The organism is Streptomyces sp. NPDC001093, assembly GCF_040298985.1.
Taxonomy (GTDB): Bacteria; Actinomycetota; Actinomycetes; order Streptomycetales; family Streptomycetaceae; genus Streptomyces.
In genome coordinates, this window is sequence record NZ_JBEPBF010000022.1 from 86,623 (window position 1) to 100,837 (window position 14,215).

At 70.7% G+C, this 14,215-nt stretch carries 11 protein-coding genes and 2 pseudogenes; 6 read left to right on the forward strand and 7 right to left on the reverse strand.

From position 1 onward, the window contains the following. Position 1 precedes the first annotated feature (1 nt). A complete protein-coding gene (locus ABT288_RS14265) occupies positions 2-2,032 on the forward strand; it encodes a PQQ-dependent sugar dehydrogenase (protein ID WP_351606633.1) in 2,031 nt (676 codons plus the stop codon). A 16-nt stretch (positions 2,033-2,048) separates the two neighbouring features. Here ABT288_RS14265 and ABT288_RS14270 read toward each other — a convergent pair whose 3' ends face one another. Together ABT288_RS14270 and ABT288_RS14280 are read right to left on the reverse strand one after the other, a co-directional pair. Continuing rightward, the gene (locus ABT288_RS14270) at positions 2,049-3,875 is read right to left on the reverse strand and encodes an AMP-dependent synthetase/ligase (protein ID WP_351606636.1); all 1,827 of its coding nucleotides are present in this window, start codon (positions 3,873-3,875) and stop codon (positions 2,049-2,051) included. 667 nt (positions 3,876-4,542) lie between these two features. Next, positions 4,543-5,412, reverse strand: a complete 870-nt coding sequence (locus ABT288_RS14280; RefSeq protein WP_351606638.1) for a LysR substrate-binding domain-containing protein — start codon at positions 5,410-5,412, stop codon at positions 4,543-4,545. 145 nt (positions 5,413-5,557) lie between these two features. Here ABT288_RS14280 and ABT288_RS14285 point away from each other — a divergent pair, with 145 nt between their 5' ends. Beyond that, positions 5,558-6,601, forward strand: coding sequence for a bile acid:sodium symporter family protein (locus ABT288_RS14285; protein ID WP_351606641.1), 1,044 nt, complete (start codon positions 5,558-5,560; stop codon positions 6,599-6,601). On the opposite strand, the gene ABT288_RS14290 is transcribed toward ABT288_RS14285, so the two are convergent. Together ABT288_RS14290 and ABT288_RS14295 are read right to left on the reverse strand one after the other, a co-directional pair. Next, positions 6,551-8,428: an exo-alpha-sialidase gene (locus ABT288_RS14290; protein WP_351606643.1), complete on the reverse strand. Its 1,878-nt coding sequence runs from the start codon at positions 8,426-8,428 to the stop codon at positions 6,551-6,553. The genes ABT288_RS14285 and ABT288_RS14290 overlap by 51 nt on opposite strands. A gap of 130 nt (positions 8,429-8,558) precedes the next feature. After that, positions 8,559-9,476 (reverse strand): quinone oxidoreductase family protein, encoded by a 918-nt coding sequence (locus ABT288_RS14295; protein ID WP_351606646.1) that lies wholly within the window; start codon positions 9,474-9,476, stop codon positions 8,559-8,561. A gap of 129 nt (positions 9,477-9,605) precedes the next feature. Between ABT288_RS14295 and ABT288_RS14300 the strand changes: the two genes are divergently transcribed. Together ABT288_RS14300 and ABT288_RS14305 are read left to right on the forward strand one after the other, a co-directional pair. After that, positions 9,606-10,043 carry a MarR family winged helix-turn-helix transcriptional regulator gene (locus ABT288_RS14300; RefSeq protein WP_351606648.1) on the forward strand — a complete coding sequence of 146 codons (438 nt, stop codon included), beginning with the start codon at positions 9,606-9,608 and terminating at the stop codon, positions 10,041-10,043. A 19-nt stretch (positions 10,044-10,062) separates the two neighbouring features. Then, positions 10,063-10,590: an isochorismatase family protein gene (locus ABT288_RS14305; RefSeq protein ID WP_351606651.1), complete on the forward strand. Its 528-nt coding sequence runs from the start codon at positions 10,063-10,065 to the stop codon at positions 10,588-10,590. Between the two features lie 181 nt (positions 10,591-10,771). Here ABT288_RS14305 and fdhD read toward each other — a convergent pair whose 3' ends face one another. Both fdhD and ABT288_RS14315 read right to left on the reverse strand, forming a co-directional pair. Then, entirely contained in the window at positions 10,772-11,620 is an 849-nt protein-coding gene (fdhD, locus tag ABT288_RS14310) for a formate dehydrogenase accessory sulfurtransferase FdhD (RefSeq protein WP_351606654.1), read from the reverse strand. Positions 11,621-11,627: 7 nt separating this feature from the next. After that, positions 11,628-12,290, reverse strand: a pseudogene (locus tag ABT288_RS14315) (4Fe-4S dicluster domain-containing protein); the annotation flags it as partial. Between the two features lie 160 nt (positions 12,291-12,450). Between ABT288_RS14315 and ABT288_RS14320 the strand changes: the two are divergent. Together ABT288_RS14320 and ABT288_RS14325 are read left to right on the forward strand one after the other, a co-directional pair. Continuing rightward, on the forward strand, positions 12,451-13,047 hold the full coding sequence (locus tag ABT288_RS14320; RefSeq protein ID WP_351606657.1) for a helix-turn-helix domain-containing protein: 597 nt from the start codon (positions 12,451-12,453) through the stop codon (positions 13,045-13,047). Next, positions 13,047-13,244 carry a hypothetical protein gene (locus ABT288_RS14325; RefSeq protein ID WP_351606660.1) on the forward strand — a complete coding sequence of 66 codons (198 nt, stop codon included), beginning with the start codon at positions 13,047-13,049 and terminating at the stop codon, positions 13,242-13,244. Before ABT288_RS14320 ends, ABT288_RS14325 begins: the two co-directional genes overlap by 1 nt. Before the next feature lie 20 nt (positions 13,245-13,264). Here ABT288_RS14325 and ABT288_RS14330 read toward each other — a convergent pair. Continuing rightward, positions 13,265-14,125: pseudogene (locus tag ABT288_RS14330) on the reverse strand (IS630 family transposase); the annotation flags it as partial. Positions 14,126-14,215 lie beyond the last annotated feature (90 nt).

Below are 14,215 nucleotides of genomic sequence, written 5' to 3' on the forward strand. Positions count from 1 at the left end.
CATGCATCTGAAGAGAGTTCTGCCGTACGGCCTCGCCGCCGTCCTCGCACTGCCCCTGTCCGGCCTGGGCCAGGGCACCGCCCTCGCCGCCACCGACTACCAGGCCGAGGACGCCCTGATCTCCCAGGGTGCCGTCGCCACCAACCACACCGGCTACACGGGAACCGGTTTCGTCGACTACACCAACGTCAAGGGCTCCTACGTGGAGTTCACGGTCAGCGCGGCCTACGCCGGCCCGGCCTCGGTCAGTCTGCGGTACGCCAACGGCACCACAGCCGACCGGCCGATGGACCTCTCCGTCAACGGCACCGTCGTCGCGCCCGCCGTCTCCTTCCCGGCCACGGCGGACTGGAACACCTGGGCCGCCAAGTCCGTCAACGTCACCCTGAAGGCGGGCAGCAACAGGATCCGGGCGACGGCCACGACGGCCAACGGCGGCCCCAACCTCGACCGCCTGAGCCTCGGCACGCCGAGCGACACCCAGGCCCCCACCCGCCCCGGGCAGCCCTCCTGCTCGGACATCGGCGAGGACCACCTGACCCTTTCCTGGGGCGCCTCGACTGACGACGTGGGTGTCGCGGCGTACGACCTCTACGAGCACGGCAACAAGATCGGCGAGGCGCCGGGCAACGCGACGTCGAAGACACTGACCGGGCTCGCCCCGAACACCACCTACGACCTGACGGTCATCGCCCGTGACGCGGCCGGCAACACCTCGCCCGCCAGCCCGGTCGTCGACTGCACCACCAAGCCGAGCTCCGACACCACACCGCCGACCGCGCCCGGCACCCTGCACACCGCCGGTGTCACCTCGAACACGGTCGACCTCACCTGGGGCGCCTCGACCGACGACCGCGCGGTCACCGCCTACGACGTGCGCAGCGACACCACCGTCTACAAGACCGTCACCAGCGGAACGTCCACCACGCTCACCGGGCTCGCCTGCGACAGCCCGTACAGCCTGAACGTCGTCGCCCGTGACGCCGCCGGCAATGTCTCCGCGCCCAGCAACACGGTCACCTTCACCACCAGCGCCTGCGCCACCGACGGCGGTGTCCCGTCCTCCATCGCCACGCTCTCCACCGGCTGGACCATCCCCTGGGGCACCTACTGGATGCCCGACGGCCAGTCCGCCCTGGTCACCGAGCGGGACGCCTTCCGGGTCTGGAAGCTGACCAAGAGCGGCACGAAAACGCAGGTGGGCACGGTTCCCAACGCCGTCACCACCAACGGCGAGGGCGGCCTGCTCGGCGTCGCCGTCGACCCCAAGTGGGAGAGCAACCACTACGTGTACTTCATGCACACCGCCGCCGAGGGCAACCGGATCGTCCGCATGACCTACGACGGCACGACGCTCAGCGACTACAAGGTGCTGCTGCAGGGCATCAAGAAGAACCGCTACCACAACGGCGGCCGCCTCGCCTTCGGCCCCGACGGCTACCTGTACGTCTCCACCGGCGAGGCCCAGCAGCCCGACCTCGCGCAGGACAAGAACTCCCTCAACGGCAAGATCCTGCGCATGACCACCGACGGCAAGCCGGCCCCCGGCAACCCGTTCGGCAACTACGTCTACTCGTACGGCCACCGCAACCCGCAGGGTCTCGCCTTCGACCGCAACGGCCGGCTGTGGGAGGCGGAGTTCGGCAACAGCTCCAAGGACGAGCTCAACCTCATCAAGCCCGGCGCCGACTACGGCTGGCCGACCTGCGAGGGCAGCTGCAACGTCGCCGGCATGACGAACCCCAAGGCCACCTGGAACGTCTCCGAGGCCTCGCCGAGCGGCATCGCCGTCGTCCGCAACGTGATCTACATGGCGTCCCTGCGAGGCGAACGCCTGTGGCGGATCCCCATCAACGGCGACACCGAGAGCGTCGGCACACCGAGCGCGTACTACGTCGGCACCTACGGCCGACTCCGTACGGTCACCAAGGTCCCGGGCGCCGACCAGCTGTGGCTGTCCACCACCAACTGCGACAACAACGGAGGTGCCGCCGCCGGGTCCGACAAGATCTTCAAGGTGACGATCAGTTGACGCTCCATCAGGAGGATCACGTCCGGTAGAGGGCCTCGACCTCGTTGTCGTACGCCTTCTCGATCGCCTTCCGCTTCAGCTTCAACGACGGTGTGAGCAGGCCGTGTTCCTCGGTGAACGGCTGCGCGAGGATGCGGAAGGTACGGATCGACTCGGCCTGGGAGACGAGGGTGTTGGCGGCGACCACCGCCCGCCGCACCTCCGTCTCCAGGTCGGGGTCGCGCACCAGCTGGACCGGGGTCATCCTCGGCTTTCCGCGCATCTGCAGCCAGTGCTCGACGGCCTCCTGGTCGAGGGTGACCAGGGCGGCGATGTAGGGGCGGTCGTTGCCGACGACGATGCACTGGTTGACCAGCGGATGCTCGCGGACCCGCTCCTCCAGCACACCGGGGGAGACGCTCTTGCCGCCGGAGGTCACCAGGATCTCCTTCTTGCGGCCGGTGATGGTCAGATAGCCGTCCTCGTCGAGCGAGCCGAGGTCACCGGTGGCCAGCCAGCCGTCGTGCAGGGTCTCGTCGGTGGCCTTCGGGTTGTTGAGATAGCCCTGGAAGACGTTTCCGCCGTACAGCCAGATCTCCCCGTCGTCACCGATGTGCACGGTCACCCCGGGGATGGCCTGGCCGACGGTGCCGTAGCGGGTGCGCTCGGGCGGGTTGGCGGTCGCCGCGGCCGTCGACTCGGTCAGGCCGTAGCCCTCGTAGATCTGCACACCGGCGCCCGCGAAGAACAGGCCCAGCCGGCGGTCCATCGCGGAACCACCGGACATGGCGTTGCGGATCCGGCCGCCCATCGCCGCGCGGACCTTGGAGTAGACGACCTTGTCGAAGAACTGGTGCTGCATGCGCAGCCCCGCCGACGGGCCGGGCCCGGTGCCCCACGCCCTGGCCTCCACGGCCTCCGCGTACTTCACCGCGATGTCGACCGCCTTCTCGAACGGCCCCGACTTGCCCTCCTTCTCCGCCTTCCGGCGGGCCGCGTTGAACACCTTCTCGAAGATGTACGGCACCGCGAGGATGAAGGTCGGTTTGAACGCCTGCAGGTCGGGCAGCAGGGCGGCGGCGTTCAGCTGCGGCTGGTGCCCGAAGCGGACCCGGCCGCGGATCGCGGCGACCTCCACCATCCGCCCGAAGACGTGCGCGAGCGGCAGGAACAGCAGGGTGGAGGCCTCGTCGTCCTTCTTGGTGTGGAACACCGGCTGCCACCGCTGGATCATCGTGTCCGCCTCGTACATGAAGTTGGCGTGCGAGAGGACACAGCCCTTGGGGCGGCCGGTGGTGCCCGAGGTGTAGATGATGGTGGCGACCGAGTCCGGGGTGACCGCCTGCCGGTGCCGGTGCACCAGGTCGTCGTCCAGGTGCGCCCCGGCGTCGTACAGCTCCTGCACACAGCCGGAGTCCAGCTGCCACAGCTGCCGCAGCTGCGGGAGCCGGTCGATGACGGTGGCGATGGTCATCGCGTGGTCCTCGTGCTCCACGATCGCCGCGGACACCTCGGCGTCGTACAGCATCCAGAAGCACTGCTCGGCCGAGGACGTCGGGTAGACGGGCACCACCTGGGCGCCGATCGACCACAGGGCGAAGTCGAACAGGGTCCACTCGTAGCGGGTGCGGGACATGATGGCGACGCGGTCGCCGAAGCGGATGCCGCGGGCGAGGAGGCCCTTGGCGAGGGCCATGACCTCGTCGCGGAACTCGGCGGAGGTCACCTCCCGCCACTGCCCGGAGGCGTCCTTGCGTCCGAGGGCGACGTGTGCCGGGTCCGTCCGGGCATGCTCGAAGACCGCGTCGGCCAGACCGCCCACCGGCGGTGCCGACGTGAGCGGCGGGTTGGTGAACTCGCGCAAACCTCGCTCCCCGATCCTCGCTGCTTGGTCAGGCCCGTGATGCTCGGCACAGCGCGGTGAAAGCTACCCCACGCCGTCACCGGGCGGGAGGGGGTCGGAAACCGAGCAAACCTCACGTTTCCCCCGGGCGGTGACCGGAAAATGCCCGCACATGGGGAAGGGCCGGACACAATACTGACGGGTCAGTAAGTTTCGGTGCCGTAATCTCCACCGAATCTGTACGCGGCGATTACGGCGCACATCATACCGATCATCACATATCCGACACCGCGTTCCCCGCCTCCGCCTTCTCCGCCGCTGCCCAGGCGCCCCTCCGCCGCACGGGCCGGTCCGCCCGCACGAGCAGCAGCACCAGCGCGCCCGCGACCGTACCCGCGTTCCCCGCCACAGCACGGTGCCGAGAACGGCCACGCCGACCGCGTACCCGAGCTGCCGCACGGTGTTCACCGCACCGCCCGCCATCCCGGCCCGGCCCGCATCGAACCCGAGGACGAACCCCTGCCGGCCGCGCGCTGTGAATCACCGCCGCGCCGGCCGCCCTGCACTCCGTCGGCGAGGCCCTGACCGCACACATGGAGACGGCCTGGGTCTCCGCCACGGCCGGGCCGTCCGACCTCGCCGCCACCGCGCCGGCCCGCAGCACCGCCGGTCTCCCTGCTGACCGCCCTCAGTCACCCCGCTGCCGCAGCCGCTCCCCGCCCGCCAGGACGGCCGCGGCCAGCGCGTCCGCCGCTTCCTCCGCCGTGTCCCGGCGCCGGCCGTGGACGAGGACGAAGTCGACCTTGCCGAGGTCGGGCAGCCCGGCACGGTCCGGCAGGCGGAAGAGGCCGGGCGGGATCAGGTGCCGGGAGTGGGCCATCACGCCGAGCCCGGCGCGGGCCGCCGCGATCAGCCCGTTGAGGCTGCCGCTGGTGCACACGATTCGCCAGGCGCGGCCCTCCCGCTCCAGCGCCTCCAGCGCGCGGGCCCGGGTGATGCCCGGCGGGGGATACACGATCAGCGGGACGGGCCGGTCCGCGTCCAGGCGCAGCCGCTCGGCGCCGATCCACACCAGGTCGTCGCGCCAGACCAGTTCGCCACGCGGGTCCTGCGGGCGCCGCTTGGCGAGGACCAGGTCCAGCTTCCCGGCGGCCAGCTGCTCGTGCAGGGTGCCGGACAGCTCCACGGTCAGCTCCAGGTCGACCTCCGGATGGTCGTGGCGGAAGCCCTCCAGGATCTCCGGCAGCCGGGTGAGCACGAAGTCCTCGGACGCGCCGAAGCGCAGCCGGCCGCGCACCCGGGTGCCGGTGAAAAACGCCGTCGCCTGCTCGTGGACCCGCAGGATCCGGCGGGCGAAGCCCAGCATCGCCTCGCCGTCCTCGGTGAGCTCCACCGCATGGGTGTCCCGGGTGAACAGCTGCCGCCCGGTCGCGTCCTCCAGCCGGCGCACATGCTGGCTGACCGTGGACTGGCGCAGCCCCAGCCGGCGAGCGGCCTGCGTGAAGCTCAGCGTCTGGGCGACCGCGAGAAAGGTGCGCAGATGCGTCGGGTCGTACACGGTGCGAGGTTATCGCGGAATGCGATGACGGTCAGAGTGGTATGCGGGATTCCCGATCGGTCCTCCGCAGAGGAAGATGAACGAGGGGCCCTGCGGGGCCGCACCGGAACGAAAGCAAGAGAGCAATCGGAGCAATCGGAGCACCGTGAAACGCCTGCGCTGGCCGAGCTGGATGCCGATCGACCCGTACATCGTCCTGCTGCTGGGGACGGTGGGGCTCGCCGCCCTGTTCCCGGCGCACGGCACCGGCGCCGCCGTGGCCTCGGGCGCGTCGACGGCCGCGATCGCCTTCCTCTTCTTCCTCTACGGCGCCCGGCTCTCCACCCGGGAGGCGCTGGACGGACTGCGCCACTGGCGGCTCCACGTCACCGTGCTGGTCTGCACGTTCGTCCTCTTCCCGGTGTTCGGGCTGGCGGCGCGCGCTCTGGTGCCGGTGCTGCTGACCCAGCCGCTCTACCAGGGGCTGCTCTTCCTGACGCTGGTGCCGTCCACGATCCAGTCGTCCATCGCGTTCACCTCGATCGCCCGCGGAAACGTCCCCGCGGCGATCTGCGCGGGCTCCTTCTCCTCCCTCGTCGGCATCGTCCTCACCCCGCTGCTGGCGGCCGCACTGCTCGGCAACAGCGGCGGGGGGTTCTCGGCCGACTCACTGGTCAAGATCGTGCTCCAGCTGCTGGTGCCGTTCCTCGCGGGACAGGTGCTGCGGCGCTGGATCGGCCGCTTCGTCGCCCGGCACAAGAAGGTCCTCGGACTGGTCGACCGCGGCTCGATCCTGCTGGTCGTCTACACCGCCTTCAGCGAGGGCATGACCCGGGGCATCTGGCACCAGGTCAGCCCCGCCCGGCTCGGCGGGCTGCTCGCCGTCGAGGCCGCCCTGCTCGCCGTGATGCTCCTGCTGACCTGGTACGGCGGCAGGGTGCTCGGCTTCGGCCGGGAGGACCGGATCGCCATCCAGTTCGCCGGCTCGAAGAAGTCCCTCGCCTCCGGGCTGCCCATGGCCAGTGTCCTCTTCGGTGCGCACGCCTCCCTCGCCGTGCTGCCGCTGATGCTCTTCCACCAGATGCAGCTGATGGTGTGCGCGGTCATCGCCAGGCGCCGGGCCCGGGACCCGGAAAAGGCCCCGGGCGGTGTCGGCGCGTCAGCCGCTCACATGGTCCAGGGGCAGCCACAGGACCGTGTCCTTCGGTGACCTGAGCGCCTTCGGGTCCGACAGTTCCCCGTCGGTCAGGGCCCGGTCCCATACGTGCACCTCGTCCATGGCGCCGGTGAAGAAGGCCCGGCTGTCCATGCGCTGACCGATGTGCACGCCGAAGGGGGAGTTACGGCTGACCGACCCCGGTATGTCGGCGACGGAGGTCTCCGTACCGTCGACGAACAACGTCAGCCGCCCCCCGCCCCGGCGCAGCACCAGGTGATGCCACCTGCCGTCGTTGTACGCGGTGCCCGTGCGGACGTAGGCGGTCTGCGGCGCCATCGCCCCGTCCCGTACCGTGATCAGCCCCTGTATCCGGTTGTTCGCCGGCTCCCCGCGCACCCACACCTGCGGCTGGGTGGTGCCGACACCGCCCATCCACAGCAGCGGCTGCTCCCCGGTCGTGGCCGTGTACCGGAACCACAAGGAGGCCGTGAAGTCCTTCGTCCCCAGGGGCAGCTCGGTGCGGAAAGGCAGGCGTACGGCGTCGTCGGTGCCGTCGAACTCCAGCGCGCCGCCGAAGACCCCCTTCGTCTCCCGGGCGCCTCCGAGCACCGCGGCCGGGCGGGCGTGCGGGGCGAGGTCGGCGGTGACCGGGTCGGGGCCGCGGCGCGGGACGAGCCAGCCCTCGGTGAAGCGGGCGAAGCGGATCTCGTCGCGCGCGTCCACCGCGCCGCCCTCGTAGATCAGGCCCACCGTGTCCGCGTCGGCGCGCACCAGGTCGGAGTAGCCGGACCAGTCCGTGGTGACGACCGTGCCGCGGTCCACGCTGTCCCAGGTGCGGCCGCCGTCGTAGGAGGAGCGGATCATCATGGCGCGCCGCCGGTCGGGGTCGCCGGGGCAGGCCAGCAGCAGGCGGTCGCCGAGGCGCAGCAGGGAACCCTGCACCTGCGGGGCGTACAGGTCGGGCAGGTCGTGGAAGGGCGCGGTGAAGCTGCCCCCGCCGTCGCGGCTGACGGCCTGGGTGCGGTGACCGAGGTCGGTGCCGTCCTGCTCCCGGCCGCTGACCAGGATGGAGCCGTCGCCGCGCTCGGCGAGGGCGAGTTCGGACGGCTTCTGCCGGAAGGTGCCGTCGTCGGCGATCGGCCAGGTGTCGGTGGCGCCGATCCGCCAGTGGCCGCCGTGGTCGTCGCTCACGATCAGCGCCGCGTGGTTGGCGGTGACCCGGCTGCCGTCCCAGGTCTCGGTGTTGACGCCGAAGACCAGCCGGCCCGCGTAGCGGCCCCGGGTGAGCTGGATGCCGTGCGCGGGCCCGGTCGCGTACCAGGAGTTCCAGTCGGCGGGCAGGATCTCCGGGCTCAGATCGCGCGGCACGGACCAGGTCCGGCCGTCGTCGTCGCTGTACTGGAGGTGCGGGGTGCGGTCGCAGGGGATCGAGCAACTGGCGCCGTCGGTACGGCCGGTGTTGTACGTCTCCGCGAGCCAGACCCGGCCCGTTGCGCGGTCCACGATCGGCGCCGGGTTGCCGTGCGTGTCACCGGCACCCTCGTTGACCACCTGCAGCGGGCCCCAGGTGCGGCCGCCGTCGGTGGAGCGCCTGAGCACGATGTCGATGTCGGCGGCGTCCCCGCAGTTGAGGACCCGGCCCTCGGCGAACGCCAGCAGGGTGCCGTCGGTCGTCCTCACGATCGCCGGTATGCGGAAGCAGGCGTAGCCGGGTTCCTGGGAGGCCTTGAAGAGGACCTGCTGTGTGAACTCGGGTCCACCTGCGGGGGATTGGGCGTGTGCCGGGTGAGGGTTTGCGAGCGGCACCAGGAGCAGTGCCGCCGTGGTGAGGGCGGTGGCGAGTACGGCTCTGAGACGGGCGCGAAGACCTGACGGCATGTGCGACCTGCCCTTCGTCGGCGGACATCCGGACATCCGGACATCCCATCTCCAACGTGCGCCCCATAGACGGTAGTTGGGGCCAGGGCGCCTCACAAGAAGCGTGCAGCACAAGGAGCGCGCACCGGGCCTACGGGCGCAGCACCACCTTGCCGAGGTTGGCCCGCCGCTCGATCGTCTCGTGTGCCTTCGCCGCGTCCTCCAGGGCGAACTCGGCGTGCACGGCGGGTTTCAGGGTCCCCTCGGCGAACAGCCGCCACAGCTCCCGGCGCCACTGCTCGTACAGGTCGGGCCGGCCTCGGGCGATCAGCGCCATCTGGAAGCCGATCACCGACTTGGCGCCCACCAGCAGGTCGTACGCCTGGACGGTGCCGCCGCCCGAGCTGTAGGCGACGAGGCGGCCGTGCGGGGCCAGGGCGGCGAGGGCGGGGGTGAGCAGGGCACCGCCGACGGCGTCCAGGACGCAGTCCACGGGATCTCCCCAGCTGTCGTCGCCGTAGTGGACACAGTCGTCCGCGCCGAGCGAGTGGACGAACTCGGCCTTGCCCGGGTCGGACACGGCCCCCACCACCCGCCCGGCGCCCCGCGCCCGCGCCAGCTGCACGGCGAGGTGGCCGATCCCGCTGGCCGCCGCCGTGACGAGGACCGCCTCGCCCGGCGTCGGCCGCGCCGCCTCCAGCGCCCCGTACGCCACCAGGCCGCTGCGCACCAGCGCGATCGCGTCCACGGCGTCGGCGCCGTCCGGTACGGGGGAGGCCATGGCCTCGTGCAGCAGGGCGAAGTCGGCGTACCCGTGCCCGAAGCACATCCCCGTCACCTGCTCGCCCGGCCGGAAGCGGGTCGCGCCCTCGCCGACCGCCACCACCTCGCCGGCGATCTCGCCGCCCAGTGCGATCGGCTCGGCGGCCTCGGTGACCTTGCGGACCACGGGCAGGGTGACGCCGATCGCGGCGCAGCGCACCAGCAGCTCGCCGGGGCCGGGCTCGGGGACGGGTGCCTCCTCCAGGAACAGCGGGCCGCCGGTGGATTCGTACCGGACGCGACGCATCGCACACACCTCCAGGGCCGGGTGTATCCCGGCGCGTCGAGCGTGGGAACACCCAAAAATTCGTTGGGAGCCCCAACGGTATCCGAGTTTCGTTGGGAGGTCCAACGATTTCTGGGTTAGGCTGCCGGCATGGCCGAAGCACCCCTGCCCGCGATCCGCTCCCTGCCCAGCTGGCTCCTCGGCCGCGCCGCCGCCCGGGGCCGCGCCCTGGTCGCCGACGCGCTCGCGGCCGAGGGCCAGAGGATGTGGCACCACGTGGTCCTCTCCGCCGTCCGCGACCTCCAGCCCGTCGCCCAGGCCGACCTCGGCCGCAGCGTGGGCCTGGACCCCAAGGACCTGGTCGGCGTGCTCAACGACCTGCAGTCCGCCGGCCATGTCCTCCGCGCCCCCGACCCCAGGGACCGCCGCAAGAACGCCGTGACCCTCACCGACGACGGCGCCCGCCTCCTCCTGCGCTGCGAGAAGGCGGCCCGCGAGGCCAACGACGTGCTCCTCGCCCCGCTGTCAGCCGCCGAACGCGATCAGTTCACGGGCCTGTTGATCCGGATTTCCGGCACGGACGGCTGACGGCGGCTAACGTTCCGTCATGACCGCAGCTCCCGTCCTCGACCCGCAGCGCACCGCCCTGGTCCTCGTCGACCTGATGGAACGCATCGTCGCGCTGCCCCTGGAACCCCGCAAAGGCACCGAAGTGCTGGCCACCGCAGAGGAGTTGGCGCACACCTTCCGCACCGCCGGCGCTCCCGTCGTCCTCGTCCGGGTCGAACGCCCCTCGCTCGCCGAACAGCCGCCCGGCAGCTCACTCGTGCCCGGCCTCGCCGGACACGGCGACCTGGAGGTGGTCAAGCGGACCATAGGCGCCTTCCAGGGCACCGGCCTGGACGAGCGGCTGCGCGAACGCGGCGTCACCACCCTGGTGTTCGGCGGCATCGCCACCAACCTCGGCGTCGAGTCCACCGCCCGCGCCGCCGCCGACCTCGGCTACGACCTCGTCTTCGTCGAGGACGCCATGGCCGCCTTCACCGCCGCCGAGCACGAGGCGTCCGTCCGGCTCGACTTCCCCCGGCTCGGCACGGTGGTGACCGCCGCCGACGTACGCCTCACCCCCGCCTGAGTCCTCACACCGGCGTCCCGCCCCCGTCCACGACCACCACCGAACCGGTGGTCCTCCGCCGCGTCGCTGCCGGTGCGGCGGATCGGGGAGCCGGGGAGTCCCTCGGCTGAGGCGGGGCCCGGCGGCGCAGGGGGCGCTCCCCGCCGGCCCGGGCCCCGCCGCCGTGCCGCGGGGAGGCGTCTCAGCCCTGGGCGGCCGCCTCTCGCAGGGCGATGCGATCCTCGCCCGCGTACACGTTCATCGAGCTGCCCCGCAGGAACCCCACCAGCGTCAGACCCGTCTCCGCGGCCAGGTCCACCGCCAGCGACGACGGCGCCGACACTGCGGCCAGCACCGGGATGCCCGCCATCACCGCCTTCTGCGCCAGCTCGAACGACGCCCGCCCGGACACCAGGAGGATCACCCGCGACAGCGGCAGACCGCCGTTCTGCAGCGCCCGCCCGACCAGTTTGTCGACCGCGTTGTGCCGGCCCACGTCCTCCCGTACGTCCAGCAGCTCCCCGTCCTCGGTGAACAGGGCCGCCGCGTGCAGGCCCCCGGTCCGGTCGAACACCCGCTGGGCCGCCCGCAGCCGGTCGGGGAGGCTCGCCAGCAGCTCCGGGGTGACCCGGACCGGGGGAGTGTCGGCGATCGGGAAGCGCGCGGTCGTCCGTACGGCGTCCAGGCTGGCCTTGCCGCACAGGCCGCACGAGGAGGACGTGTAGACGTTCCGCTCCAGGGTGAAGTCCGGGAGGGCGACGCCGGGCGCGGTCTTCACGTCGACCACGTTGTAGGTGTTCGAGCCGTCCGCCGTCGCCCCCGCGCAGTAGACGATGTTCTGCAGGTCGTCCGCGGTCGCCAGCACACCCTCGCTGACCAGGAACCCCGCCGCCAGCGCGAAGTCGTCGCCCGGTGTGCGCATGGTGATCGCGAGCGGTTTGCCGTTGAGGCGGATCTCCAGGGGTTCCTCGGCGACGAGGGTGTCCGGCCGGGTGGAGAGCGCCCCGTCCCGGATGCGGAGGACCTTGCGTCGTTCCGTGACTCGTCCCATGTCCTGATCAGCCCCGGTTCTGTACGTGCTGGTAGCCGAAACGGCCCTTGATGCAGAGATTGCCGTGGGTCACCGGGTTGTCGTGCGGCGAGGTGACCTTCACGATCTCATTGTCCTGCACATGGAGCGTGAGGGTGCAGCCCACTCCGCAGTACGCGCACACCGTGGACGTCCGGGTCTGCCGGGACTCGTCCCAGGTGCCCGCCGCCCGCATGTCGAACTACGTCCTCGGCGCCAGCGCCCCGGTCGGGCACACCTCGACGCAGTTCCCGCAGTACACGCAGGCCGAGTCGGTGAGCGGAGCGTCGTGCTCGACGGCGATCCGGGCGACGAAACCGCGCCCGGCGACCGAGATCGCGAAGGAGTTCTGCCACTGGTCGCCGCAGGCGTCGACGCACTTGTATCACGGGATGCACTTGCCGTAGTCGCGCACATACAGCTCGTTGTCGATCCTCGGTCCCTCGTTCACCCGGGCCGCGTCGGGGCCAAAACGGCCGGGCTTCGCGTCGTACTCCTTGATCCACCCGGCGACCTCCGGTGTGGTCGACAAGTCGACCGAGGAGGCGAGCAGCTCCAGGACGATCTTCCGGCTGTGCCGGGCGCGCTCGGTGTCGGTGCGGACCTCCATCCCCGGCTCCGCCCTGCGCGAGCAGGCCGGCACCAGCGTCCGCTAGTGCTGTGACCGCATAGGTTCGCCGGGTCCGCGGGGTGTACCCATGCCGGGGTGTGACGTCACTTCCTCGTTCTGAGAGGTGTAGCTCCTTATCTACAAAGAGTCCGATGCAAAGAAGTAGTTGCATCGAACTCTTTGCAAGCCTATCTTTGTACGCATGGAGGAGCCACAGGACCCCCAGGTCCACAGTCTCGACGCGCGCTCGCTGCGCGGACTCGCACATCCACTCCGTATGCAACTGCTGAATGCCCTTCGGCGCGGCGGCCCTGCCACCGCATCACAACTGGCCGAGAAGCTCGGTGAGTCCAGCGGCGCCACCAGTTACCACCTGCGTCAGCTCGCCGCGCACGGCTTCGTCGAGGACGTACCGGAGCAAGGCAAGGGGCGGGAGCGGTGGTGGAAGGCGGTCCACATGGGCGTGCGCTTCGACGAGGCACTACTCAAGGACCGCGACCCCGAGGTGCGAGGGGCCGCCGACCTGTTCATGCACGAGGTTGCGAACCAGCACACCAGGGATCTGGCGACCTGGCTCGGTACCCGAGAAGACTGGTCCGAGGCATGGAATCGCTCGTCGGATGTGAGCGACTGGACCCTGAGCCTGACACCCGAGCTCGCCTCGGAACTTATCGAAAAGATGCACGACCTCGTAGAGAGCTACCGCGCATTGGCCCCCAAAGCCGCCACCCCGGACACCGAGCAGGTGCGCATCCACACGCACGTCCTCCCTATCCGCACGGACCGAGAGGCCAACTGATGCACCCCGAGACCCACCTTGCCCTGCACAACACCCGCGCCGCCGAACTCCGCGCCGAAGCCAACGCGTACCGTCTCGCCGCCGTGGCCCGGCGCCACCGGGACCTTCGCGCCCGTCTGGGCTGGGTCCTCGTGGAGGTCGGCCTGCGGCTGACCTCGACCCCCAAGACCGCAACTGCTATCCCATATGCGCGGTGAAGCAGCGGACTCAGAGGTTGTCAGGCTGAGGCGGCGAAGGGGCGTCCGCCCCAACGGATGCCCTTCTCACTACGAATGCGGGCGCGCTCACGCCGTTGGGCGGCCAATACGTCGGGATGGCGGGCGTTCTTGTTTCGCCAGCGCAGATAGGCGTGCAGGGCGCGCGTCTGCCTGGTGTGGTTGCGGTGGTTGGAGTTGGCGACGGTGAACTGCCGCAGTGGTCCGAAGTGGGCCTCGATCGGATTGGCCCAGGACGCGTAGGTCGGGGTGAAGCACAGGTTGACCTTGTTCTTCTTCGCCCAGCGGCGGATGTCGGCGCCTTTGTGGGCGGACAGGTTGTCCAGAATGACGTAGATCGGGGCGCCGTCGGGTCGGGCGGCGCGGATCGATTTCAGTGCGGCCAGGGTGTTCGCGGCGCCCTTCTTGCGACGATTGACGCCCCACAAGGTGTCGTCACCGATCGAGTAGCAGCCATGGAAGTAGCGCACCCCGTGAGTGCGGTGGTAGGTCGCGGGATGCCGATCGGGCCGGCCTTGCTCGGCCCAGCACGACCCGGCGGTGGGCCGGATGCCGAGCGGTCCGAACTCGTCGAACGCGAAGACACGGTCCGGGTACCGCCCCAGCACCTCTTCGATGCGGTTCAGCTTGGCGTCGCGCTCGGGGTCGGGCGACTCCTTCCACGTCTTGGTCCGCTGGAAGGTGACGCCGCGGCGGGCAAGCAGGCACCGTAACGCCTCGCGGCCGATCCGGATCACACGACCGTGCACTTTCCGCAGGTAGGCGGCGAGTTTTCGGATCGACCAGCGGGTGAAGGGCTGGCCGAGCTTGGTCGGGCGGGTAGTGGCCGTCTGGACGACGAAGTCCTCGTCGTCAGTGCTGAGCAGACACCCCATGACATTTGAGGTCAAGCGGCCTGGAGGTGGGCGTGGTGCGACCAGGCGGTCGCCTCGTCGTAGAGGGTGCGGGACTTG

What these genes read in the sequence shown, in the direction of transcription:
- ABT288_RS14290 (WP_351606643.1), bottom strand. Translation starts at nt 8,428, where the DNA reads ATGCCGTCAGGTCTTCGCGCCCGTCTCAGAGCCGTACTCGCCACCGCC.
- ABT288_RS14320 (WP_351606657.1), top strand. Translation starts at nt 12,451, where the DNA reads ATGGAGGAGCCACAGGACCCCCAGGTCCACAGTCTCGACGCGCGCTCG.
- ABT288_RS14265 (WP_351606633.1), top strand. Translation starts at nt 2, where the DNA reads ATGCATCTGAAGAGAGTTCTGCCGTACGGCCTCGCCGCCGTCCTCGCA.
- fdhD (WP_351606654.1), bottom strand. Translation starts at nt 11,620, where the DNA reads ATGGGACGAGTCACGGAACGACGCAAGGTCCTCCGCATCCGGGACGGG.
- ABT288_RS14295 (WP_351606646.1), bottom strand. Translation starts at nt 9,476, where the DNA reads ATGCGTCGCGTCCGGTACGAATCCACCGGCGGCCCGCTGTTCCTGGAG.
- ABT288_RS14300 (WP_351606648.1), top strand. Translation starts at nt 9,606, where the DNA reads ATGGCCGAAGCACCCCTGCCCGCGATCCGCTCCCTGCCCAGCTGGCTC.
- ABT288_RS14305 (WP_351606651.1), top strand. Translation starts at nt 10,063, where the DNA reads ATGACCGCAGCTCCCGTCCTCGACCCGCAGCGCACCGCCCTGGTCCTC.
- ABT288_RS14325 (WP_351606660.1), top strand. Translation starts at nt 13,047, where the DNA reads ATGCACCCCGAGACCCACCTTGCCCTGCACAACACCCGCGCCGCCGAA.